The 25581-nt window shown below is 50.1% G+C and carries 10 protein-coding genes; 3 read left to right on the forward strand and 7 right to left on the reverse strand.

Annotated elements, in window-relative coordinates; genetic code table 11:
• Window positions 1–794: 794 nt before the first annotated feature.
• Entirely contained in the window at window positions 795–11225 is a 10431-nt protein-coding gene (locus RAL91_RS05620) for a LysM peptidoglycan-binding domain-containing protein (RefSeq protein WP_306260413.1), read from the forward strand.
• Window positions 11226–11533: 308 nt separating this feature from the next.
• Here the strand turns inward: RAL91_RS05620 and RAL91_RS05625 are convergent, their stop codons facing one another.
• On the reverse strand, window positions 11534–14311 hold the full coding sequence (locus RAL91_RS05625; protein WP_306260415.1) for an AAA family ATPase: 2778 nt from the start codon (window positions 14309–14311) through the stop codon (window positions 11534–11536).
• The gene (gene mobC, locus RAL91_RS05630) at window positions 14311–14754 is read right to left on the reverse strand and encodes a plasmid mobilization relaxosome protein MobC (RefSeq protein ID WP_306260417.1); all 444 of its coding nucleotides are present in this window, start codon (window positions 14752–14754) and stop codon (window positions 14311–14313) included. The genes RAL91_RS05625 and mobC overlap by 1 nt, the downstream gene beginning before the upstream one ends.
• A 217-nt stretch (window positions 14755–14971) precedes the next feature.
• Here mobC and RAL91_RS05635 point away from each other — a divergent pair, with 217 nt between their 5' ends.
• Both RAL91_RS05635 and RAL91_RS05640 read left to right on the forward strand, forming a co-directional pair.
• Window positions 14972–16144 (forward strand): DUF6538 domain-containing protein, encoded by a 1173-nt coding sequence (locus RAL91_RS05635; protein WP_306260418.1) that lies wholly within the window; start codon window positions 14972–14974, stop codon window positions 16142–16144.
• A gap of 1175 nt (window positions 16145–17319) precedes the next feature.
• A complete protein-coding gene (locus RAL91_RS05640; protein ID WP_306260420.1) occupies window positions 17320–19077 on the forward strand; it encodes an AAA family ATPase in 1758 nt (585 codons plus the stop codon).
• Window positions 19078–19225: 148 nt separating this feature from the next.
• Here RAL91_RS05640 and RAL91_RS05645 read toward each other — a convergent pair whose 3' ends face one another.
• The 5 genes from RAL91_RS05645 to RAL91_RS05665 all read right to left on the reverse strand — a co-directional run bounded on the left by RAL91_RS05645 (window position 19226) and on the right by RAL91_RS05665 (window position 25581).
• Window positions 19226–19801 carry a hypothetical protein gene (locus tag RAL91_RS05645; protein ID WP_306260422.1) on the reverse strand — a complete coding sequence of 192 codons (576 nt, stop codon included), beginning with the start codon at window positions 19799–19801 and terminating at the stop codon, window positions 19226–19228.
• A gap of 362 nt (window positions 19802–20163) precedes the next feature.
• Window positions 20164–21441 (reverse strand): hypothetical protein, encoded by a 1278-nt coding sequence (locus tag RAL91_RS05650; RefSeq protein ID WP_306260424.1) that lies wholly within the window; start codon window positions 21439–21441, stop codon window positions 20164–20166.
• Window positions 21442–22113: 672 nt separating this feature from the next.
• A complete protein-coding gene (locus RAL91_RS05655) occupies window positions 22114–22419 on the reverse strand; it encodes a hypothetical protein (protein WP_306260426.1) in 306 nt (101 codons plus the stop codon).
• Between the two features lie 247 nt (window positions 22420–22666).
• A complete protein-coding gene (locus RAL91_RS05660) occupies window positions 22667–22957 on the reverse strand; it encodes a DCL family protein (protein WP_306260428.1) in 291 nt (96 codons plus the stop codon).
• Window positions 22957–25581, reverse strand: a complete 2625-nt coding sequence (locus tag RAL91_RS05665) for a DEAD/DEAH box helicase (protein ID WP_306260431.1) — start codon at window positions 25579–25581, stop codon at window positions 22957–22959. Before RAL91_RS05665 ends, RAL91_RS05660 begins: the two co-directional genes overlap by 1 nt.

Consider the following 25581-nt stretch of genomic DNA (forward strand, 5'->3'; position numbering starts at 1 on the left):
CATTTTATCAAGAAATTTTAGAAATGTCCGATCCCCGAATAGCAGTTGTTGGTTCTTTAAGTTACTTGTTTGACCGTTCAAAATGCGACAACCAAGGGTGTCACGTATTTATCATATGCAATGATTTCGGCGGCCAGGATAAGGACACTCATTGTCATAACTCCCTCGGAGAAATACTAGCTAAGGTATTTATATCAAGTCAATATTTTCCAGTTCGAGAGAGTGCAAATAAGTCAGAATTAGACGAGTGTCGTGTCAGATTTTCAGGAATTTGTTTGAGGTAACTTAAGATGGATATTGCGGATGTTAGAGTAAAGATCACTGGGTCATCTGATTTTCAGGACGCGGTCAATCGTGTGCGATCAACCGGTTCGTATGACAAACTCAACCGGATGATGACTGACCGAGGGATTGCCTACATGGAAGTCCGGGAATCTGCCAGCTTCATGGGTTCCCCTGGAAGTGCAGTGTTTTCCCAAAATAGAGGTCTGCTCGCCACCATTGATACTTCTTCTAGGTATCCTAATGGGAGGCGGAATGGATTTATGTCTGTGGAAGAGGTAATCTTCCACGAAATTTCTCATTTTGCTCTAGGACATGTGTTTCAAACTAGAGAACTTGCAATGGAATATGCGTCCGTTACTTTTACTAATCAGACGTTTCGTAAAGAATTAGGCCTGAGCTCGCGTGTTGGTTACGAATTTAACCCTCTTTCTGTAAGGCCAGGTGCTCGTTACCTTGAACCTGCAGAGTGTTTTCCTGGGTTTGTTGAAATTTCGACGCCCAAAGGCATTATGAAAATTTCTGATATTAAAGTCGGCGATACTGTTTGGTCTTTTTCTGGTTCGAGTCTGATCCCGGCTAAAGTGTCCCGTCTTTATCGCAACGGTACAATAGAGTGGGTCAGGCTGAGGTGGCAGGAGCGGGACGAAACTGATACGCTTGTTAGTCGTGAGCTTGTTGCCACTCCCGGTCACCATTTCCTTGACCGTTTCGGCAATTTCCGAACCATAGAAGAGATGATCGAAAACGGTGAAGCCACCGTTATTCTTGCAAATGGCGAAGAAGCGCGAGTAAAAGCTGAGCGCATAGTGTATTCTGAAGAGACTGCGCATCTATTTGAGCAGGCCCAGTCCGTTACATCCGTTTCCAGTAATTTGGCCGTGAAGCCAGAATCTGTTGAGGGTTGGCAAACCTACAATTTCGAAGTTGAAGAACTCCACACCTACATCGCGGGAGGTGTGCGTGTTCATAATATGTCTTACAACACAACTATTCAACCTGGTGACACGCTTTCTGAAATCGCATTGAAAAATGGGACAACGGTGGCCGCTCTGTTGGAGGACAATGAATATATTCAGGATCCAAACAAGATTTATGCCGGAAACACGCTGCATATCACGCCCGGAGTCCGCGCAACCTATTCCTCTTATGGCAACGCTGGAAATACTTATAGTATCCAGAGCGGTGACACGCTGTCTGAAATTGCGCAGAGAAACGGAACCACCGTTGCCGCACTGATGCGAGACAACCGCCATATTACGGATCCAAACAAGATATATGCGGGTAACCGACTATACATTACGCCGGGGGGAAGCGTTAACTCCACCTATGGCAATAGCTCTAATGGTTACAACATTCAGAGCGGCGACACGCTGTCTGAAATCGCACAAAGAAACGGAACAACAGTAAGTGCATTGCTACGGGCTAATCCGCAGATTTCCGACCCCAACAGAATTAATGCGGGCGATAGGATTTCTTTTGGATCAACATCTTCTCGTACAGTCAATCGTGGTTCGACAAATTCATATAGCACCAGCTCAGACAGCGGCGGGCCTTATTCCGGGCAGTCTTGGCGCGATACATCGACTGGTGGAACACGTGTATTCAATCCTTCTTCACGCCAGTTCGAAGACATAGGTGGCAGCAGGGCTGGTCAACGTTCAACAAACCAGACCGTAGGCAGCGGTGACAGTGACAGTGGCGGTAGTGATACCAAGCCTGTTTTGATGGATCTTGACGGTGACGGGGTCAACATCACGCCGCTTCAATCGTCGAATTTCTTCTATGACACTGATGGTGATGGACAGAAAAACCGGACGGCGTGGGCGGCGGCTGGTGACGGTGTGCTGGTGCGTGATGCGGGCGATGACGGTATTATTGAACTCAAGGAAGAAATTGACTTCACGTCCTGGGCGCCCTCCGCCAAAAGTGACCTGGAAGCCCTACGGCTGGCATTTGATACGAATGATGACGACAAGCTGAGTGCGACAGATTCCGAATGGTCTCTGTTTAAGGTGCTTGTAACGAATGCAGATGGAACAACAATCCTCAAGACGCTTGGTGAACTCGGCATTACCGAGATTGACCTGATCAGCAACAATCAGGAAATCACGTTTGAGGATGGTTCCAAAATTGTTGGCTCAACCACTTTTACGAAAAGCGATGGCAGTACGGGTATTGTCGGTGATGTGCAATTGGCGAATGACGCGGCGGGTTATGTTGTCGCTGAAACCGTGACCAACAATGCTAATGGGTCAACGACGATTGAGAATGTAGCGTCACGTACAGATGGAACCATTGCTCATAAAACGACAACCACGACCAGTTCGGATGGTAACAGCCGTACAATAGATTTCGATGATGATGGTGATGGTGTTCTGGACCGCAAGCAGACAGAAGTGCGTGTGGTGAATGGCGATGGGTCTGTTACCAAAACGCTGGAAGATTATGATGGCAGCGGCACGATTCTGACGCGCCGACAGATCACCGACACAAGTGCAGATGGCAAGACGGTTACGGTCAACCGTGACACTGATGGATCAGGGGTTAATGATCAGGTTGAAACCCGTGTCACCGGTGTTGATGGCACTCTTACCCTGACTATCACCAATTTGAACGATGATGGCACAACAAACAGTGAAGAGGTCGCCATCACGAGTGCCGATGGCTTGAGCAAAACCGTTACGGTTGATTCAACAGGCGATGGGGTTGTAAACGCCACACGGGTTGTCTCTATCTCCGTTGCCGTTGATGGCACACGCACCGAGACAGAAACAGACTATGCGGGCGACGGTGTAACGGCAGCGCATCGTGTCAAGACAGCTGTGATCGTAACCAATCCCGATGGCAGCAGCAGAACAGTGGATACTGATCTGGACGGCGATGGCACCACTGACATCTCGACCATCAGCACCATTTTAAATAATGCGGATGGGAGTAGAACAACTTCAGACGATGTGTCGAACAATGATGGGTCACTGCGCGGCAAGACATTAACACTTGTGAGTGCGGATGGTAAAACCGAGACAGCAAGCATTGATCTGGACGGCGACGGTATTTTTGACCGGGTCAGTGCTGATGGCACAGTGGAGAATGTGGATGGTTCCAGCACACGCTCCATTATTCAGAGCTTTGCAAATGGGCAGACGGCCAGCAGTTCGATTGAGACATGGAGCGCTGACAACAAAACCCGCACAACAAATATCGATAGTGATGGTGATGGTGCAGTTGATCAGGTTCAGACGGTTGAGATTATTGGCACGGATTCTGTTGAAACCAATTCGGTTTATTCGGCTGACGGGACGACGCTGTTGTCCCGGTCTGTTGCAACCACCAGTGCGGATGGCCTGACGCAACTGACTCAGACTGATGTGAATGGCGACGGAACCTTTGATGGATCTGAGAATGTGGTCAAAGTCATCAATCCTGATCAATCCTCAACTGTGACGATTGAGAACAAAAGCAGTGATGGGTCGATTATCAGTAAAACCATTACCACGACAAGTGCAGACGGCCTCTCCACAACAACCGAAATGTATCTGAACGGTGAAGCCAATCCTTATCAGCGTCAAGTCAGCGTTACGGTGTTAAATGTCGATGACTCAATTACCCAAACACAGACACTGTTTGCCGGAACCAACCAGATTCAGGTTTCACGGGCTGTTATCACAACCAGTGCCGACAAACTGTCTCAGACCGTTGAAGGGTTTTTGGGCACGAACGCAGCGCCGCAATCTGTTGTGACCAGTGTAACTTCCATCGATGGGATCGTTACGGAAACGGAGTTCACATATTCTCCTGATGGTACAATGTTGCTTGGCAAAACCGTTGCGACACTCAGTGCAGATGGCCTGACACAAACCACCGCCACGGATGCAGATGGTGACGGAGATATTGATGAAACCAGCATCGCTGTAAAATCTCTTAACACTGATGGAACCACCACCACCACCACAATCAACTATGCGGGTACCGGGACAGATGTAACTGATCAGACCGGGCGGTCTGTTGTGACCGTGAGCGGCAATGGTCTGTTGATCACGTCACAGAACGACGCCAATGGTGATGGAATTTTTGACGAGAAAAACACCGACGAAACTGTTCTGAACATTGACGGGTCCACGACAAATACCATTACCACCTTCAATGGTGATGGCACTATACAGACCGGTAAAGTCATCACCACAATCAGCGATGACGGCCTTGAGACGACGACTTCGACCTTTGTGGGCACTGACAGCATCCCACATCTGGTAGCAACGGAAGTCAGTGTTCTTGGCTCGGATGGTTCAACGACCAAAACCACGTCATCCTATAGCGCCGATGACACATTGATATCTCGGCAGGTTGCGACGAATAGCGGCGATGGGCTGAGTTCCAACATAAGCACAGATACAAACGGCGACGGTGTTGATGATCAGGTCACTGTCACAAACACGAATGCCGATGGTTCTGTCACTGAATTCACGTCAATCTATGATGCGGGTGTTCTGGGCTCCCGAACAACACGCACAGTCAGCGGGGACGGCCTAAGCTCAACAATAACCACTGATCTGGATGGAGATGGTGTCACTGATCAGTCATCAAGCGAGTTGGTGACGCTGAATGCAGACGGATCCCGGCAGACAACCACGTCCAACTTCAATTCCGATGGGTCCCTGCGGGATCGGATATTGATCACAATCAGTGCTGATACTTTGACGACGACGACAATCTGGAAGGGGGCGGATGACAGCACAACAAAGACGGAAACAAAGTCAGATGTTGTAAACGCAGACGGTTCCTCAACACAGACCGTTACAACTTTGAAGGCTGATGGGACGCTGCAGGACGAGACAATTTCCGTCACGAGTGCTGATGGAACAAATGCCCGGACAACCATCGATATTGATGGCGACGGGACCGTAGATCAGACCTTCGTTGATACAACACATACGGACGGGACAACAACGAGTTCCAGCATGAATGGAACCGTTCAGTCAGCCTCAGGGCGCGAGTTTGGGGCCGATGGTGGGCGATATCTTTCAACCAGCGCAGACGGACTTGTTTCGACAACGCAGTATGACGCGGATGGCGACGGCCTGGCGGAAACTCAGACAATTGTTGCAATTGTACTCAATGCAGATGGCACCAGTACAAGCACAACAACTCGAGCCGATTTGACTGGTGGCAATGCCGGCTCTGCCACGCCGGTTTATACAGAAACGGTGGCTGATATCACTATCGTCACCACCAGCGCTGACGACAGAACTGTCACGACAACCTGGGATGTTGACGGCAATGGTGTTGCAGAGACCAGCAGCACCATGCAATCCATTTTGAATAGTGACGGCACCACCACAGATACAACAGAGTATTTTGAAGGCACAACGCTCACGTCACACTTCGTTACGAGCACAAGTGCAGATGGTCAGACGGTCACGACTGAGCGCGATATAGACGGGTCCGGTACGATTGATGAGGTGTCTACAAAAACGTTCAGCTATGAATCTGACGGCACAGTGGTTGAGCTTGTCACCAACACTGATTCAAGCGGCACCTTGGTTTCGAAGAAGGAAACAACCACAAGTGTAGATGGGCAGACTGTAACTGTACAATGCGACCCGGAAGGGACAGGGGCATACACTGAATCCATGACTACAAGGATTGTACTCCGGGCAGATGGATCCAGCATCGTCACACGGTCCGCTTACGATGGAACAGTTTTGCGCGATCAAAGTACAAACACCACCAGCGCTGATGGTTACACGACAACAATTGAACGTGACACAGATGGCGATGGTTACATTGACCAAACAGAAACAATTACGCAATTCGTTGATGGGAGTTCTGAAACTGTCATCTCAGATTTTGATGGGTCAGGAACACTTACGAGCGAGAATATAGGCCTCTTGTCCATGGACGGCCTGATCCTCAACTCGGAAAACGATGAAAACGGCGATGGAATCATTGATCAGACCACATCGCATACCTGGCATAATGCAGCTGATGGCTCTTCCATAGAGGTTCTGAAGGTTTACAGAGTCAGTGAGGAAGCGAACAACGGAACGTTTTCGACTATTTCACCTGAGCTTGAACGCGAAGTTAAGATCACCACAAGCGCGGATGGCCTGACTCAAACCTCTACCGTTGATGTCAATGGCGATGGTACCGTGGATGAAACGACAATAGTGGCACAAGGTATTGATGGATCAACAGTTACTACAGCCACTGCAAATGCTTTAGCGCGATCGGTAAAAACTGATCCAGATGAGGTCAAATGGGCCTCTACCATTGCATCGGGTAGCCCAATAATAGCTGCCGCCACGACCACTACGACAAGTGCAGATGGTTTGACAAAAACCGTTGAATCCGACTTCGACGGCAACGGCACCTATGAGCACAAGCAGGTCTGGAAAAGCAATATTGACGGTTCCCAGATAGCCACCATTACTGACTCGAATGGAAGCGGTAGCATTATTGCCTCGGGCACAATTATAGTCTCGGCAGATCAGCGCACGACTGTTCTGACCAGAGACAAGAACAACGATGGCACCATCGATGGTAGTGAAGTGACTGTCAGAGAAATCGATGGAAATGTGATCAAGACAATCATAGGTAGTTCAGGCAACGAAACGCTTACTGGTGGAGACGGAGATCAAATTCTGATTGGTGGTGGCGGAACTGATAAACTCAAGGGCGACGACGGAACAGACACGGCCAGTTATGCGACGTCTTTGGCTGGGCTTACCGCTAATTTGACTACCAGATCAGCTAACACTGGTGATGCTTCGGGTGACAGATACTTTTCAATTGAAAATCTTATCGGTACCGACTTTGATGACGAAATGGTCGGCAATTCCAGCGACAACGAAATTCAAGGTGGCGCCGGGGACGATTCCCTTGACGGTCGTGCCGGCAACGATACTCTTTTGGGTGGTGCGGGGGCCGATCATTTAATTGGTGACGCTGGGGATGATCGCCTAACTGGCGGAGCAGGGGCCGATATTCTTGATGGTGGTGCTGGTGACGATATAGCCATTTACAGGGCCTCATTTGAGAGCGTATCCATTGATCTTGAGTCTGGACTTGTATCCGGTGGAGATGCTGCCGGTGATGTTTTGACGGATATTGAATCACTGGAAGGGTCAGGGTTTGATGACACGCTTTCCGGTGATGGCAGTGACAACAGTATCGCTGGTGGTTTTGGTGATGATATTCTCGCAGGCCGTGGCGGGGCTGATGCGCTGGATGGCGGAGCGGGTACAGACGTTGCTATTTATGATGGGGCTTTGTCAGAGTATGAAGTCCTTCGCCATGGCGATATAATCCGTGTAACGCGCCTGTCTGATAGCTCCGATGTCGACGAGTTGACGAATATCGAGACGTTACGATTTGCTGACAGTGATGTTGATCTGGCATCTGCGTTCCCCGATATTAACCCTGCCGCAGCGCAAATATGGGTTGGCACATCAGCCGACGGGCGTTTTACAACTGCCGTGTCTAGCATGAACTATGCGCTTGAGAATGGCCCTGAACATGGCTCTGTTACTATCAATGCAGATGGTAGCTACAGCCTGACGGCGGCTTCTGATTACAGCGGGTCTGACAGCTTTACGGTGAGGATGACAAATGCAAATGGCTTGGTCGAGCTGATCACCATTGACGTAACGGTTGTAACCACCGAGTTTGCTGCCGGTGCTGAGACACAGGTGAATACCAACACACCCGGTACTCAATATTCGAGTCACGTGGCGGGCCTTCCAGGTGGTGGCCATGTAGTTGTATGGCGGGACAACAATGGTCCGGATGGCAGTCTAGCTTCGGTTCGCGGCCAGCTTTATGGGGCTGACGGGTCTGTCCTTGGTTCTGAGTTCCAGGTCAACACATATGGTGCGAGCCTTCAGATTGATTCATCTGTCACCGGTCTTTTAGATGGTGGTTTTGTGGTCAGCTGGTCATCGTGGGTTCAGGACGGTTCTGGCTACGGCATTTATGGCCAGCGCTATGATGCTTCTGGGGCTACTATAGGGTCAGAGTTCGCAATCAACACCAGTCAAACCTCAAAGGACCAGAGGTATTCAAGTATCGCCTCCCTTTCTAGCGGTGGCTTTGTTGTAACATGGTATAATGCTAGTGGGTCATCTATTCGTGGTCGTGTGTTTGATTCCAATGGTGCGGAGACCGGCTCTGAGTTCCAGGTCAACACATATAATTCAGACACGCAGATTACGCCTCATGTTACGGGTTTGGCGGATGGCGGTTTTGTGGTGATCTGGAAATCCAATGGTCAAGACGGTTCTTCTTGGGGGATTTTTGGTCAGCGCTATAATGCCGCCGGGGTAACAATTGGGTCAGAGTTCGCTGTAAACACCGGTATAACCTCATCCAGCCAGAGAGAGGCGCGTATCGCTTCTCTGTCTGGTGGTGGTTTTGTTGTGACGTGGTATGATGCCAGTGGCTCAGATGGCGATGGGCTATCGGTTCGTGGCCGGATGTTTGATGCCAATGGTGCGCAGACTGGCTCAGAGTTTCAGGTTAATACCTACAGTACAAACCACCAGTCTCAGTCCACTGTTACGGGTCTGGTTGATGGTGGCTTTGTGGTCAGCTGGGCATCCGCTGGTCAGGACGGTTCCGACTATGGGATCTTTGGTCAGCGTTATGATGCCTCTGGTGCTGTTGTTGGCTCTGAGTTCCAGATCAGTGACTACACGTCAGGCAAGCAGTACCTGCCGTCTATAGCAGCGTTACCGCAAGGCGGTTTTGTGGTCAACTGGACATCCGAAGGTCAGGACGGTTCTGGTTATGGGATTTACCGCAAAGTCTACACCCTCAAAGATGAGGTGCTAATTGGCAGTTCGGGCTTCGACCTTTTGGTTGGTGGTGATGGCGATGGCCGGTTAACTGGTGGTGACGGAATAGATAATATTGATGGGGGAGCGGGCGATGATGTACTGAACGGTGAGGGCGGCAACGACATACTGATAGGGGGAGACGGTCGTGACGAATTTCACGGCGGTGCAGGTAATGATAAACTTCACATCGACGATGACGATTTTGATGTAAATGGATTGCTTAATGTTGACGGTGGAGAGGGTTCCGACACTCTGGTCTTTGAAGGCGCAACGGATCTCACTCTGGATTTGTCGCTCTACAACATGGAAAACATGAACTCCGGTTCCGGAGACGACACGATAACTACCGGCGATGCAGATGCCGTTCTTGAGCTTGGTGCTGGGAATGACACCGCACAAGCGGGAAGCGGGAATGACGAAATCCACGGTGAAGCGGGCGACGACACCCTCAACGGAAATCTCGGCAATGACACGCTGATTGGTGGCGATGGCACCGATACTCTGAATGGCGGCGATGGCGACGATCGGATTGTCTCGGACGGCCAAGACACATGGATAGGTGGCGATGGCGGCTGGGATACGGTTGTGTTTGAAACGACATCCGACATTTCCTATTCGCTCGCGCAGGGTAGTTTTGAAGAAGCTGACGGTGGCTCGGGTAATGACACGTTCTGGGGCACAGCCGACGACAATATTTTGACCATGAATGATGGCGATGATACAGCCTTCGGCTACGCCGGGAATGACACCATCATTGGCGGGGCCGGTGCAGACAATCTGAATGGTGGCGATGGCGACGATCGGATTGTCTCGGACGGCCAAGACACATGGATAGGTGGCGATGGCGGCTGGGATACGGTTGTGTTTGAAACGACATCCGACATTTCCTATTCGCTCGCGCAGGGTAGTTTTGAAGAAGCTGAAGGTGGCTCGGGCAATGACACGTTCTGGGGCACAGCCGACGACAATATTTTGACCATGAATGATGGCGATGATACAGCCTTCGGCTACGCCGGGAATGACACCATCATTGGCGGGGCCGGTGCAGACAATCTGAATGGTGGCGATGGTGATGACCTGATCATTTCAGATGGCCTGGACAGCTGGATCAGTGGTGGCACTGGCTGGGATACGGTTGTATTCGATACCACGGTCGGCGTTTCCTATTCGCTCGCGCAGGGTAGTTTTGAAGAAGTTGAAGGTGGCTCCGGCAATGACACGTTCTGGGGCACAGCCGACGACAATATTTTGACCATGAATGATGGCGATGATACAGCCTTCGGCTACGCCGGGAATGACACCATCATTGGCGGGGCCGGTGCAGACAATCTGAATGGTGGCGATGGTGATGACCTGATCATTTCAGATGGCCTGGACAGCTGGATCAGTGGTGGCACTGGCTGGGATACGGTTGTATTCGATACCACGGTCGACGTTTCCTATTCGCTCGCGCAGGGTAGTTTTGAAGAAGTTGAAGGTGGCTCCGGCAATGACACGTTCTGGGGCACAGCCGATGACAACATTTTGACCATGAATGATGGCGATGACACAGCCTTCGGCCACGCGGGGAATGACACCCTCAACGGTGGTGCAGGTAATGATTATCTCAATGGTGGTGATGACAGTGATACCATCGACGGTGGCGACGGCAATGACAATATATTGGGCGCTGACGGCAACGATACACTCATCGCAAGTCAAGGTGTTGATGATTACGAGTTCGCCCGCGGTGAAGGTCAGGATGCCTATATCGGAAGCGACACAGCTGGCATGTCGGATGATGATGTGTTTTCCTTCACCGATGGAATATCGAAGGAAGAACTTTGGTTTTCCCGCTCCATTGAAGATCTTGAGATCACAATTGTTGGGTCAACAGACAAGGTCACCCTGCAGGACTGGTTCAGCAGCAATTTGTCCTCAGACACACCTGAGTACACTATTGATGAAATCTGGGCCGGGTCCGAAAAACTGGAATCCACGGATATCAACTCATTGATTTCGGCAATGGCGGCCTTCACGCCAGATGACGGAAATGGAAACGGGGGCGTTACGTCGACCAATTTACCGCAATCATTGCAATTGGCAGTGGACGCGGCCTGGGCATAACCTGCGTTATACTGTCTGCACAAAATGAATTAGTCGAATCGAGCTTCCAAGACTCATAACAGGAAGGTGGCACTTTCGAAGAATGAGTGCCGCCTGCCATTCTATCCAGCGCGCGCGTGGCACGCGGGTGGAACTGATCTGATCCATGAAAATGCCCACGTTTATGGTTAGAGGCTTCCGCAGAGATTCCTTAGCGGGAGAGGAGCGAATTGCTATGAAAGCATCGAAGTTTCGCAATTAGCACCAATCATACGCTTGCTGCAAAATAGATAATTTGATGGAGTGTCCAATAACCTCGTTCATTGCTGTCAACTAAGGGTCGGCACTCTTGATCGCCTTGGTGACAGCATACGCTCAATTTCGCTCGCCCGCTTCCGAGAGTTATCGACATAGAGTTTCGCGGTGTCTCTGTGTCTGGACATGGCAACATACGTTAAGTGATGATCCATTTTGCCCGACGACAGCACAAAAGTATCATCAACCGTCGCGCCCTGGCTCTTGTGAATCGTCGTCGCATATCCATGATCGATGGAAGCATATTGTCTCGGTGAGAATGTCAGGCGGCGCGTCTGGCTTTGGTCATTACCATCAAGCAAGACGGTGAGGTTGTTTTCTTCAAAATTCTCAACAGTACCAAGAGTGCCGTTCTTAACGCCAAGGTCGGTATTGTTATTCGTGAAGATAATACGATCCCCGACAGCAAAAGCGCGGGGGCCATGATTGGTTTTGAACAGCTTTTCTTCCGCCAATTCCCCACCGGATTGACGCGCTTTGCGGACAGCCTGATTGAGCGTGTGAACGTCCTTGCGGCGATAAGCCAACGCCAAGCGAGACGCAGACGCACCCCGCAATTCAAAATCCGCCATGTAATCTTGCATTAGTGCAGTAATGGCATCAGATTTGGTGTCGTACTGCTCTACCGCGCCACGATCCGCATAGGCTTTAAGGGCAGCACTCGTTTTGTTTTGTGCAAAGTCTCGGGTGGCCTGACGTTGCCAGTCTTCATTCTGACGGCGAATTTCTGTCAGCTCGGCCTTGCCTATTTGCTTAAGAACATCACGGAAAGGCGTGCCGGCATTTATGGGTTGCAATTGCTCGGGATCTCCGACCAAGACAAGCTTGGCACCCCGAAGGCGTGTTTCCTTGATAAATCGTAGCATTTGGCGGGTGCCAACCATTCCGGCTTCATCAATCACCAGCACATCGCCGCGTTGAAGTTGATTGAACCCATTATTCCAGCTTGTTTCAAATGATGCGAGCGTGCGACTTGCGATACCAGAAGCATCTTGCAGTCCATCGGCGGCCTTGCCGGAGAGCGCCGCGCCAAGAACGCGGTATCCTTGTTTTGCCCAAGCATCATTGGCGGCTGCAAGCATCGTACTTTTACCGGAACCGGCAAATCCGACAACCGCGCTCAATTGGTTATCTTCGAGCACATGGTTGATTGCCTGACATTGCTCATCGCTTAAGCTCGCACCCACGGCTTTTTGAAGCTTCGCATTCTGGTGATGAATGGCAGCGTGGATAGCCCGTGACCCAACATTATGAGTTCTTTGTCGTGCCATTGTTTTTGCATGATCGTTTAGCGATGTATGAAGGCGTTCCATCTCCTGCGTTGAATAAATTGGTTTTGGCGTATCGGAGAGTTTGACCAACTCGCTTGAAGCCAGCACGTCATCACAGGCAATGCGCAACTTGGCCGGGTCATCAATGTACTCTGCCAGCTTTCGCACAATGTCATTACGGCTGAACCTGGCTTCCTTATCGGTGATAACATCGAGAATTCGTTCCGGAACGCTTCTGATTTGTTCAGCGCTCCAGATGATGTCCCATTCCTCAGGCGGGATAAAATATTGTCTTGGATCAAACGCAAGATCGTCGCTGCGTAAAAGCGTTCCGGTATCGCGATAGAATTTCGCCAGTGCGATGGATTGATGATGCCGCAGAATGTGAATGTCATGCTGCAGAACCTGTCGCTCATTAAGCTGGCGCTCAATCAGTTTTTGCGCCTTTGCCTGATCGCGTAGGTCGCAAGCGTGCGCCTCTGCTTCAATCTCCTGGCGCAGTGTTTGATAGTGGCCTGACAGCTTAGCCCAAACAGCCTTAATGCCTGTCGGAAGCCCTTCAGAACGCGCTTTGATCTCGGCGATGCGCCGGGCTTCATGTTCTTGTCGGAGCGTCTCACGGGCGGCTCTATGGCGAGCAACCATATCAGCGCGCTTGCCCTGCAATTCCAGATGACGGCGATCATATGAGGCAATTGCCTCTTCGTGGATTTCTCGCGCCTCGTGGGAAATTTCGTTTGCGACTTTGCGCTTTACATCATCAACCGAGGGCAGAGTGTCAGGATCACCCAGTTTTGCCCGAACATCTTTTGCTTTGACGCCGACCCATCGCGAGATTGAATAGATTTCACCGCGCCAATCAACCGCCACATGGCCGCGTCTATCGCCTTTCGCCAAAGTGAATCCGCGCTCGGCCAGAGCATTGGCAAACGCATCTTGCGAGTCCGACACCGCCCAGCAATCGTGAAACAGCTTCTTGAGAACCCGTACGTCATGTTTCGTGCGCTTGGCTTGTTGCCATTCAGCGCGCTTGAAATTCAGCGGATCACGGTCTTTGTAATTCTCTAACCCAGGTGGCATTTGCCAATCATGTTCAAGGAAAAGATCACGGGAAATTTCGGTCAGCTTTTCCTTGTAGAGCGACAGATTGATCGCTTTCATCTGATCAATGTTGATGCGTGAGAAAACACAATGCACGTGACGACGGCCTTCCTTTTCGTGAAAGACAATCGCGCGGGGCTGCCCCACCAGCCCCAGCTTCTTTTCAATTCTCTCAATTGCGTCCTCGAAAACTTTGACGGGGACATTTTTATTGCTTGGAGGATTGAGGCTTATCGAAAACAGATAATTTTTGGCTCTTGTCCCCATGGAAACGGCCTGAATTTCTTTGAACGCGCCGAACAGATTATTGGAGACAAAACCTCGCAAATCATGGATTTCAACATGATCATTATCCATCGTATTCATAAGATGCCGAGCCAGGCGCGATCCCCCGGCACGCTCATTTGCTTCGAGGATCATTAAGCTGACTCGGTCAACCCAAGCGCATTGATCAGATCGCCGCGCATGGAAACGATATGTCCGTAAGCCTCATGGATTTCTTTGGTACATTGTTCATCAACCACCAAGGAGCCGACATTTGCCTGATAGGCGATCTGGTTTAGATTGTTGGCAATCCGGGATTGACCGAGCATTCCTAAAACCCGTGCAAGGGCCAACTCATCTTTGACCGGAACACGAGAGCGCACCTTTCGCGGGGCTGTATCATTGCCAAATAAGCATTTGCGGATATAGGCGCTCAAAGACATCCCAGCGGCCAAATCCTTTAGCATCGCCCGTTCTTCGTCCGTCAGCCGCAAGGTTATCGGGGAAGGATGCCTCTTGGACTGCTTTTGCGATTTGGCGGCCCGTTTAAATGAATTGCGGCGTTCGCTGTCGCTCGCCGAGCTTTCCTGATTTCTCATGGCCTTGGCCCTTGAAACGGGACTTTAGGCGTGTCTGGGGATAGTTCCTCAAAGCCAATGTTTTCTTGTTTGAGGTGTGTGTTCCAGTCTTCTAATGTCTCAAATAAGGTGTTCGAAGTTTCTCCTTCGAGGTGCACCATTCACCCTAGGTGAACCCGCAGTAACCCTCTGATTTATAATGGTTTAACCGTTGGAACTCACCCGGAGGGATGTACATATGGATGTACAAAATACACGCCATCTCTATACCAAACGTGGCATCTACTATTTTAGCCGTCGTGTCCCCAGAGACTTGAAGGCACACTACAAGCAATCACGAATTTCATTGTCGTTGGGCACAAAGTCCCAAAAAGTCGCTGGGGCAAGGGCAAGGACCCTTGTGGCGAAATTGGATGATGACTGGATTACACTGCGATGGAGAGCCTCCAGTGATCCGATTCGGCGCTTTCTTGTGGACCACACAGCTCCTAATGTCGCACTCACGTCCGATGCCCCCACTCTTGCAGAAGCAATGGATCACTATCTCCAGGCTAAGAGCAAAGGCAGATCAGTAACCTTCCGCCAGGCTGCAGAGCGGTCTGTTGGCTACCTTACTGGACTTCTGGGCGACCGACCCATTGATACCTATGCTCGTGCGGATGTGAACCGATTCCGAGATTCATTGTTTGAACGCGGTCTAAGTGCTGCAAGCGTGCGTCGCACCTTCAACAATGTACGTGCATTGATCAACTTCGCCGCCCGTGAGCACGGTCTTCCAGAGATCAGGAGTTTCTCCGGGGTTTATCTGGGAGAGGAACAGCATCAGTCTGAATCCAAACGCCAAACCATTCCCGTCGATGTCATCACGTCTATTCAAGCTCAGTGTCGGCAGCTTGATGATGAAGCGCGTTGGCTCATTGCGTTGATTAGTGACAGCGGGATGCGTTTGAGCGAGGCAGTAGGACTCACGAAGGATGATGTTCATCTCAGCGGCACCCACCCACATCTCACGCTCAAGGCGCACCCATGGCGAAGACTGAAGACGCGTGGCAGCGAAAGGGTGATACCACTCGTGGGAGCTTCGCTTTGGGCAGCGCAGAGAGCCACATCAACTTCTCAGGGCGATTTCTTGTTTCCGAAGTACTGCAGCAAGGACGGTTGCAAAGCCAATTCGGCCAGTGGGGCATTGAATAAGTGGCTATCAGCAAGGGTGCCCAAGGGCTGTGTCATCCACTCCTTCCGGCACAGTATAAGAGATCGCCTTCGGGCTGTTGAATGTCCATCGGATATGATCGATCGTATTGGCGGTTGGAGCATCGCAAGCATCGGTGAAGGCTACGGCTCTGGTTACCCAGTTGCAGTGGTTTCCAAATGGATGCTTAAGATTCAGATCAGCGCCAAAACGTTATAGTCTGCATGGCGGTCATGAAACAGACTGCAATCTCGTGGTTGAGAGCTTGTGGGAACATCCCTCCGGGTGAGTTCCAACGGTTAAACCATTATAAATCAGAGGGTTACTGCGGGTTCACCTAGGGTGAATGGTGCCGCTTATAGGGATTGGTTCCCATCACAGGCATCGCAGCGACCCTGACTTCTAATGTAATCAATGACTTAGCAGATAGGCAGTTCGATGTGAAGGGGCAAGAATGTACATCCGTTTGTACATCCGCCCCATAGGCCTCCCTGAGTGACCTGAAGTTACCCTGGGTGGACTCTTCGGCGGACCGTCGTTGGTATAGGAACTGCCAGACACCTCGAAGGGGGGGGTACCGGGGGAAACTGGAAACACAGACACATACATTCATGCTCCCACATTTTTTGGTCAAAATGCCCGCACCCCAAGGTTACACCCTGGTTGCCTCTCAGTCTGCCATTGCTGTCGTCGCATTGAGTCACAGAGAGCCGTTAGTGCTTTCTAGGCAGCTGCCGCCGCGGAAGTTGAGAACGCTCTCCACAGCCCCATGGTAGGAGTCACAAAGGGCACTCTGGGTACCGAGGGTCTTGCTAGTGAGGAGTGATGTGAATGAAGTACGACATACTAGCCCACGGCAACCAGCGCCCCACGGTGTCCTGAAGGAGACCACTGGGTTGCACCAGCAGGGGCACCTGATGGGAAGCCCAAAAGAGGACCCACACCCAGCCGCCTAACCAAGACACAAAACAATGGTCATGAACATCAGTCGTGACCGTCGCTCACAGGACGTGTCTCAGGTTGCGTAAGGCATCGGTGTCTGCCTTCTCCCTCGTCTTCGTATGTGAGGTGGACTGCGATCCGGTTGGACCCAAGGTAACCTTGAGGTGCGTTGCGTCAGCCAGGATAACTGTGAGTTAAACCTAGGGGCACCGGGGGAAACCAAACGACCGATATGTACAATCGGGGTCACATATTTTATCTGGAAATGCCCGCCGGAATCATGAGCAGGGAAGCTTCAGAGTGACTCACAGAGAGGCGTTTCGGTCACCGTAGGGGCAAGGTCATTTGGGCAGCTAAACGGCTCTGAGGGACTCACTGTGTGTGCTGCAAACGATGGATGGTCGACGGGAGCACTTGGGGTGGACTAGGGGTGGAGAGCGGAAGCCCGCTGCTTGTACGAAAATGGCAGCAGCGAGGCGGTTTATCCCTTGGCAAAAAGTATCTCGCTCAAAAACCTAATTAGAGTGACTTCGTCCAAATGCAACTTCCAAACGAATGGAATGCATCTTATGTTGTGCTGGAATAATGTCGGAGCACGTATGTCATTCAACCTGAGTTTCCCAGGACAGAACACTGATATTTCAAACCTTAAGCTTGAAGCTGACCAAATGCTCTTTGTGTTGGGCGCGAACGGCACGGGCAAGTCGAGCATGATGCATCGCTTTGCCACACAAAACGCAAACCATGTAAGGAAAATCGCGGCACACCGTCAAACGTGGATGAGCACAGACGCCCTAGATATGACGCCTCAAAATAAGCTTCAAACTGAAGAACAAATCAGAACAAACGATGCTCATAAGAGGTCACGTTATACCGACCGCTTTGCCGCGCAACGTGCGAGCATGACCGTTTATGATTTGATTGACGCGGAGAACGTTCGCGCCCGGGCAATGCAGACTGCCTACGATGCGGGTAGGATGGATGATGTGGAAGAAGCGGCAAAAAAAGAAGCCCCAATCACGATCATCAATGAATTGCTTCGGCAATCTAATATCCCAATCACGATCAATATAAGAGCAAATGAACGGGTAATGGCGAGCAAGGAAGGCGGACCAGAATACAGTGCAGTGGAACTTTCAGACGGTGAGCGTAACGCACTGCTGATTGCGGGGAGCGTACTCACAGCTCCGCCCGGTACTCTGCTGATTATTGACGAACCGGAGCGGCATCTGCATCGTTCGATCACTGCGCCGCTTTTAAGCCAGCTGTTTGCGCTCCGTTCTGATTGTGGATTCGTTATCTCGACGCATGATCACGACCTGCCCCTTGAAGTGCCCGGAGCTCGCACGCTTCTTGTCCGTGCATGTAACTTCGAGGGTCAAAATGCGCAGAGTTGGGAGGCAGACGAACTACCATTCGATTCTCCAATTGACGACACTCTAAAGCGTGACCTCCTCGGCGCTCGTCGTAAAGTATTATTTGTCGAGGGCACGGAAAGCAGTTTAGACAAGCCCCTCTACAGCCTAATCTTCCCGATGGTTTCCGTGATTCCTAAAGGCAGTTGTCGCGAAGTCGAGAACTCGGTTGCCGGTAGCCGCGCGGGAGACGGCTTCCACTGGCTTCGCGCCTACGGGATTGCTGACGGTGACGGCTATGACGAGCAACAGATCGAAAGCAAGCGCCATGGAGGCGTATACGCTTTGCCCTTCTATTCGGTGGAAGCAATCTACTTTCATCCAGAGGTTATATCAAGGATTGCAGCACGCCAGACAGCCATCTTGGGGGGCAACTCAGCAGCCTTAGCGCAGAAGGCGATTGAGAGTGGGGTTGCGGGAGTCGCAGGATATACGGATCGTCTCAGCAAGAACGTGGCGAAGAAAGCGGTACGGAAACTGATAATGGATCAAATACCAAACGACGACGATCTTTTGGCGGGGCATGAGGTGGAGGTTGTGAACAACGCGCCAAACATCCACGCAACCTGTAAGGCGGAACTCGACGCGGCAGTTTCAACAAAAGACTGGGGAGCCATCTTGACCCGTTGCCCTGTCCGAGACTCGCCAGCTCTTGGAAACATCTCAGTAGCATTGCGTTTCCGCAATATTGAAGATTATGAAAAAGCGGTTCGTCATATGTTGACAGTGGACGCAAACGCACTGGCCTTCGTCAGAAGTCTGTTTGGTAATCTGCCAAGCCAACTTGATGGGTAACCATAGTGGCCTACACTTATGGCTTAGCCCTAAATGCCAGATTTACTCAGGCTGTTATCGTTCATGCATCTCGCGGCATAAGTCAACAAGGACTCACTTTTGCGATTGGCAACACCGCCCGCAAAGGTCAACAACGTGCTCTGATATATTAGTAGATTCCGCTGAAACTTGTTCGAAGCCCCTCGTCCTCTTGGAGAATCTGATCAATGACAAACAGCGCCGCTAAATAAAGCATGGCGTTTCGATCAGCATCCGGGTCGCCGCTCTTTCCTCCGTGAAACAGGTTGTTCCGCACACGTCTCATCGCAGCTATTAGCTCTTGAATGGACGAAACTGCACCTGATTTTCTCCAATGCAAATTGCCATAGTTGTCAGCAATCTGTTTCATAGGTGGGGTTTCGATCAACGGCTCAGCGTCGGCGGCATCTTTAATCTTTTCCCAGAAAGCTAAACCAAGCCTTTCATTAACATAGCGTTCCCAGTGAACCTCAGCAACTTGCCGTCGACCTGGAGTGCAGAAGCCAATATCTTTCAGTGCGAATTCTAAGCGCATCATAATCTTGAAAAGACGTATGCCGTCATCAAGTACCTCTTCAGTTTTTGAATAGTTCACACCTTGTGCGGTCAAAACCAATCCTCCGCTGTCGGTCAAGCGTCTCGACACCATACCTATGTGATAGTGGATTTTGTAAGGGCTTAATGGGTCGATAATAAAATACTTCACACACCGCCACTGGTGCCCAACTTAGGTTCAAATAACAACATATTCATTGAGAGTCGCTCGGCGTCCCACGCACGGACGAAAGGCTTCTCTCGAACGGCGTCTTCAGGATGTCCTGTCGGCGGGATTTCTGGAACGTTCTGCCACGTGATTTAGCAAAGAGATTGATTCGCCTGTTTGTTGATCTTAAGCGGCTTGATTGAGATATAGAAAATGCTGTTTTTTGAACATTTGGCGTTCAAATAAGATTATCTGGACGTGTCGAAAATAGACGTCAGCGGGAGTTAGGCTTCTCAGTTTTCCGTCTGCCAATGGATGCCTCCAGTTTTCACTGGGAGCTATAATGATAGTTTTCAATGTCGTTCTCATGCAGCCAACTGCTGTGAAACCTTGTGCTCTATATTGCTGGCACCTGCATCCAACCAAGTATTTAGAAGCCGCCTCATCCGTTTACTGGGCAGGTATAAGACAATGGGTTCACCCCGCCTTACCCTTGAGCGGTAGACCCACTGGATGAGTTCAGTGAGCGCATAACGATCCTGCGCATTTGTGTCTGAATTTGGACCCAACCAGTTCTTGATGTAGGTATTCATGTACTGATCGTATAGGTAAATCAGATGAGTGCAGTCGATATAGTCGTTAGTCCCCCTTGTCGTATTTGCGACCCATTGGGCACGATCGAACATCCTTGAATTCTTTGCGAAGTGACCAGTTTTGATTTTATCGCCTGTAGATTTTCCGTTGTGGAACCAGTTTGCTTTGGCACAAGTGATCATCACCCTGGACATATCGGATTGACCGTCCTGTTTTATTATCTGGCGCTGTTTGATATTCTTTAGGGCAGATCCGACGATCCTCCCATATTTCTTTTGGTTATTAGGATCGGTTTGTTTTGTGTAGGATAAATTAAATTTTCCAAGAGCAGGTATGTCTCTGATTTCGATAAGTTCCTTGGCTCGCTTCCGAAACTCTAGGTCCACTGGAGGGTCTTTATCGACATCAACGCCGAGCTTCTTCAGATAGGGTACCAGCATCGACCCATCTGCCATGTATGTGTAGACAGTAAAACTACTTGCCTTGGTAAGCAGTTCAATTGGCAAGGCCCACATAAAGAACTTCCCACTGACAAGGTGGAGCATTCCAGCATTGGCAAGCTTGAATAGCTCTGGGGACAAGGTGTCTGATGTGTTATCGCAGTCATTCATCCACTTCTCGGTCGCTAAAATTCGATTGTCTGGAGACAAGGTTGCATAGCCACGTCCAAGGTAGAACTCTTGGAAGGACGTTGTTGTGACCCCTGCAACACTGGCACACGTGTCAGGGACCTCATCGATGATGATGTGGTAATCCTCAAGTTTCCCGCTGCGGGCAAGACAGGCTACTCTCTGGTACATGGCATGAGTCGTGACAATGTTCAGGCCTTCGTCAAGGTGGGTCTCAAGGCTTTCTCTTTTGGTACCAGAAGCATCCTTTGGTTCAACAAAGGGAACGCAAGCGCCTTTGATGACCCTTTTGACTTCACTTAGTAAGGGCACTACGACGAGGTATTTATATTTGGGATTGAAGGATTGCAGCAGTTTGGTGGTCTTTCCAGAACCGCAGGGTTGATCGACAATGCGTATGGGTTTCCGAGTTGATGTCATAAACATCTCCTTGGTTTGAGTGATTTTATTTTAAGGGGGAGGTCAATAAACCACAACTTTTCAATGGCTTACGAGTCGGTTGATCCGTGAGAAACGGCTCAGCGGTAACAAGGCTTGAACTCAGAGATAAGTTAAGTCGACCCAGGGGCGTCTGTGATGGTCTGTGATTGGTCATCACCCGAAAACAACAAATTTATATGGTCATTACCTGGGGTGAAACCTGAAGGTACTGAAGGTTAACTCAATGGGAAGGTGCTTACTGTGTGCTTTACGGTCCACTTAGTTAAATGGTGCTGTTCCACACCCCTTCAGAACCATCCAAACCCTTGCTCATCAAACAGCCCATGGATGCGATTGAGTGCAGCTTCGATAGCATCATCACGTTCAGCATTAGCTGACTAAGAGCCTGACGACGGAATGTCTCTTAAGGTTGGCTACAGGGTCAACCAGAGGAAATGGGTTTGCGTTGGGTATCCTTGGTATGGTCCCTCTCCTTCGGAGCAGGAGTACCATCACCTGAGCGATATTTAGGAGGCCCAGAGTGTCTCCAATGGTCTACCACCTCTTTCACAGGTCGTGTCTAAGGGTGAACCCTGAGGTACTTAAGGTTAACCTATAGTTATAACTTAAGGTATGTATCTATCGGCCTAGTGTGCTGTATGAGCCACTTAGCTAAGCCGTTGAATTACATAGGTTATTCGGAGCGTCAAATTGGACCTCAAGATGGAGGTCATGGATGTGTTCCAATTCCCTCCTAAGCTCTTCTGATTGTTCATCATTTGCTGACTTAGCGGCATCCTGATCCATGATCTCGATGAAGAATGCTACCAACATGGCCAGCACATCCACCCTATCATCATGGCGCAAGGCATTCTTCTCCCGGCAGATGTGGGTCATCTGATAGAAGAGGCTTTTGTCGTTCCGATGTGAGATGTCGTATTTCTGGATGCTGTCGTGGTCGTCGATTATGACCCGCATAATGCAATCGTGATTGCGGTGGTCATCTGTGAGACGCCTTTGCTCATTGAATAGGTGTTTCCCGGTGTAGGGATCAGACCTAGAATGAGCGTTTAGGAAGTTCCGGGGTTTGATTTGTACCGCAGAACCCTAAACGGCTCTGTGTGATCCAGTTTGGTAGGATGTAAATAGCTCTTAGAATTGTAGACAACCTTGTGAACGTGCACCATTTGAATAACGCAATTTAGCCTACAATTATTAGAACTAGTTAAACGCAACTTTTGTAGGAAAATCGTTCCTCACTCCCGTCCGTTCTTCTTACCCAAAAGCACTTCGTCCCATAATCAGCTCTTCTTACAAAAATATGGGCGACCCCAGCGCCAACTTTTTCACTGACTTCTGGATGGTTTTTGAGGGCTTTGAGAAGAAATATCTCATCCACGGCTGATACACGCTCTTCGGGGCTGTACCGGTTAAGTAGCGATTTCAGATAATTTAGTGCATCACCCTTTTTTGCGAATTTCATATCGCCGATCTCAACAGGCTGTGCTCTTGCCATTAGTTCGCTTCCGTGTTCTGGTCAGGTGCTTTCTCAACCTTTTTCTGCTCGATGACCCTACGTATTTCGCGTTTTACCAGCGCAGGTAAGCTAAGAGCTTCCCACTCTCCAGTTTCCAAGCGTTCCAGAATTTCCCCCTCAGACAAGGTTGTTGTCCCAATGTACTCACTCAGTTCAATTGAGCTGGTTCTGGATAGGCCCAAACCTATAAGGGATATTAGAGTTCTGGTACTTACACCAAACTCCAGAAACAGATCGTAGGTCAGTTCCTCTGGAAAATCGTCAGGTATGCCTTCTTCATGAAAGTACTGCCTCAACACCGAAAGATACGCGCCAAGGTATTTCGGAGCCAAAAACCGTGCGATGCTTTCAACATCAGCCATCGTGTCACGTATGAATTTCGCATACGGTAATTCTTCGTCGGTTTGATAATCACCCTTGGCGCGTTCACGTTTTAAGCGGCCGACTATCATCTGCCCAAGCGTGCGCCCTCGCATCCAGTCCCAAGTAGTTAAGGCGCAGGGCAGGACGCGAACATCTGGGGCAAATACAGGTGCTAGTGTCAAATTAATGATATCGAAAATGAACACAAATCTGGTTACTGAGTCCTCGTCTTCTGGCGGGATTGGGAGCAAGGACTTTGATTCACCATCAAAATCGCGAAAATAGCTCAAAAGCCTTTGAAGGGCCACGATAGAGATACCAGGATTGGCATCGACAATTTCCAGCGAGACATCAATTGCTTCCAGTGATGGCGTTATAAGCTCCTCAAGCTGACTTGCGGCTTCAGCGCTGATCTTCTTGATAGGTGGCGCTTTTTCGAGAGAGCCTTCCCTGTATTGCCAGCTCATAAGGTACGCGGCTACGTGTTCGAGCTTACCGTCGACATTGTCAGTCTTCATCTCCAAGCGTTCTGACAGATATTGGGAAAGATCATCAAATTGATCAATCACCTGATCTGTCTCGCGCCTAATCGGATATGCTGTCTTTTGCGGCAAGCCTTGGGGCCATACATCTGGCTTGCTCACATCAACGCAAACGATGTTTCCGTAGAAATCTGCTCCCCAACGTCCGGCCCGCCCGGCAAGATTCCAGAAATCCTGGGGCGACATATCCCGCCCGATTCCCTTCTTTGGGCCTCTTATCACAATAGTTCTGCAAGCGAGATTCACCCCCTCAATGAGGGTCGAAGTTGATACCAGAAACCGTATTTTTCCAATTGTAAAAAGGCGTTCTATTTCTTCCCGCAGAAGTGATGGCATGTTCCCATAGTGAAACGCTACACCTCGCTTGACCAAATGCACCAATTGAAATTTCGGGTGGATCATTTTCTCGCAAAAGTCAGACAGATCCTGAAGGTCACTGTCTTCCTCGTGATCTTCGTCTCTAAGGCCATCATAGATTAGCATCGCAACACGCTCTGCCGAGTCAGCCGTAGTGACGTATACCAGAGTTCCAGGGGTTTGTTTGCCCAGTGCAAGAGCAACAAAGGCCATACGTTTTCGCACTGATGTTGGCCTATCGAACAGTGAGAAATTGCCCAATGGTCTAAGCTCCTCCCCAAGCGCAAGCGAAAGGGTCCACTCCTTGGTATTTCCTTTCACCTGCTCCGCAACCAGCAAGTTTTGCATGACGGTCGCTGTGTTGCTCGGCACCACAGCCGTCCTCGCCTTTTCGGGGGCCTCTTCAAGGAGCACTTCAGGGTTGTCGGAATGAGGGCTCAAAAATACAAACCTGCAATCGCTGTTCGCCCGTGCCACCCTTTCTACTGCGTCTTGAAGTATCACCCCGCGTCTTTCATCGGACAGCTTTTGGGCTTCGTCGACAATCGCGATATCAAACTGATGCGGTTTTTGGCCAGCATTGAGAAAGATATGAAGCCTTTCCTGAGTAAAGACTGAAATGAAGGCCCCCGTTTGGAAATCTTCCTCGTTTATCGGCAGCGATGTCACTTTAAGTTTATTCAAGCCATGAACTATTTTAAGTTCATTGAGCTGTCGCTCGACCTCAGAAACCAGAGCGCGGGTCGGAGCTACGAAGACAGAGGATCGACTGTTTCCATTCGCGTGCTGCGAAAGCACCCAATTCAGGACCGCGAAAGTTTTCCCGGCTGCCGTGGGAGCGGTTGCGGACAGCCACTCTGATTCTGCAAGTTCCGACCACAACTCAGTTTGAAATCGGTTCCCGAGAAAGGATGTTTTCTCCCCCATAGAAATCTCGGCAGCGAGCCGCCTTCGTATTGACAATAACTGCTCCATCATACCAACCCGATGCTCAACATCCGGCAGGAGAAGCTCACGATCTTCCGCCAATTGCACAGCTCTGTGATTTGATAATCGGGTCAGTATCAGACTTCCGGCATCTCGAAAAATTCCATGACTTGAGAAGCAAACGGCACTTTCGGCGACCATAAGCGCGTACTCTTGGGACTCGCGATCTCTGCTTTCCGAAAGGATGCTGGCTGCCAGAAGCAGCTTGTTCCAGTCATGTGTGTCAGCGGTATTTTCTGTTTTGATGACACCGTCACCAAAGCTCAACGTGGCTGACCAAACCCTAAGCTCATCAAGGCTGGACCGGAGCCCTTCTGATGTTATCAACCAGCTTTGTATGCTTTCGAGGCCCAT

It is taken from the genome of Pararhizobium sp. IMCC21322 (assembly GCF_030758295.1).
Classification (GTDB): domain Bacteria; phylum Pseudomonadota; class Alphaproteobacteria; order Rhizobiales.

Bases quoted from the DNA above. Each gene is read 5' to 3' on its own strand.
- mobC (WP_306260417.1), bottom strand. From the start codon at position 14,754: ATGAGAAATCAGGAAAGCTCGGCGAGCGACAGCGAACGCCGCAATTCA.
- RAL91_RS05665 (WP_306260431.1), bottom strand. From the start codon at position 25,581: ATGGGCCTCGAAAGCATACAAAGCTGGTTGATAACATCAGAAGGGCTC.
- RAL91_RS05660 (WP_306260428.1), bottom strand. From the start codon at position 22,957: ATGGCAAGAGCACAGCCTGTTGAGATCGGCGATATGAAATTCGCAAAA.
- RAL91_RS05650 (WP_306260424.1), bottom strand. From the start codon at position 21,441: ATGACATCAACTCGGAAACCCATACGCATTGTCGATCAACCCTGCGGT.
- RAL91_RS05635 (WP_306260418.1), top strand. From the start codon at position 14,972: ATGGATGTACAAAATACACGCCATCTCTATACCAAACGTGGCATCTAC.
- RAL91_RS05655 (WP_306260426.1), bottom strand. From the start codon at position 22,419: ATGCGGGTCATAATCGACGACCACGACAGCATCCAGAAATACGACATC.
- RAL91_RS05620 (WP_306260413.1), top strand. From the start codon at position 795: ATGAAAATTTCTGATATTAAAGTCGGCGATACTGTTTGGTCTTTTTCT.
- RAL91_RS05625 (WP_306260415.1), bottom strand. From the start codon at position 14,311: ATGATCCTCGAAGCAAATGAGCGTGCCGGGGGATCGCGCCTGGCTCGG.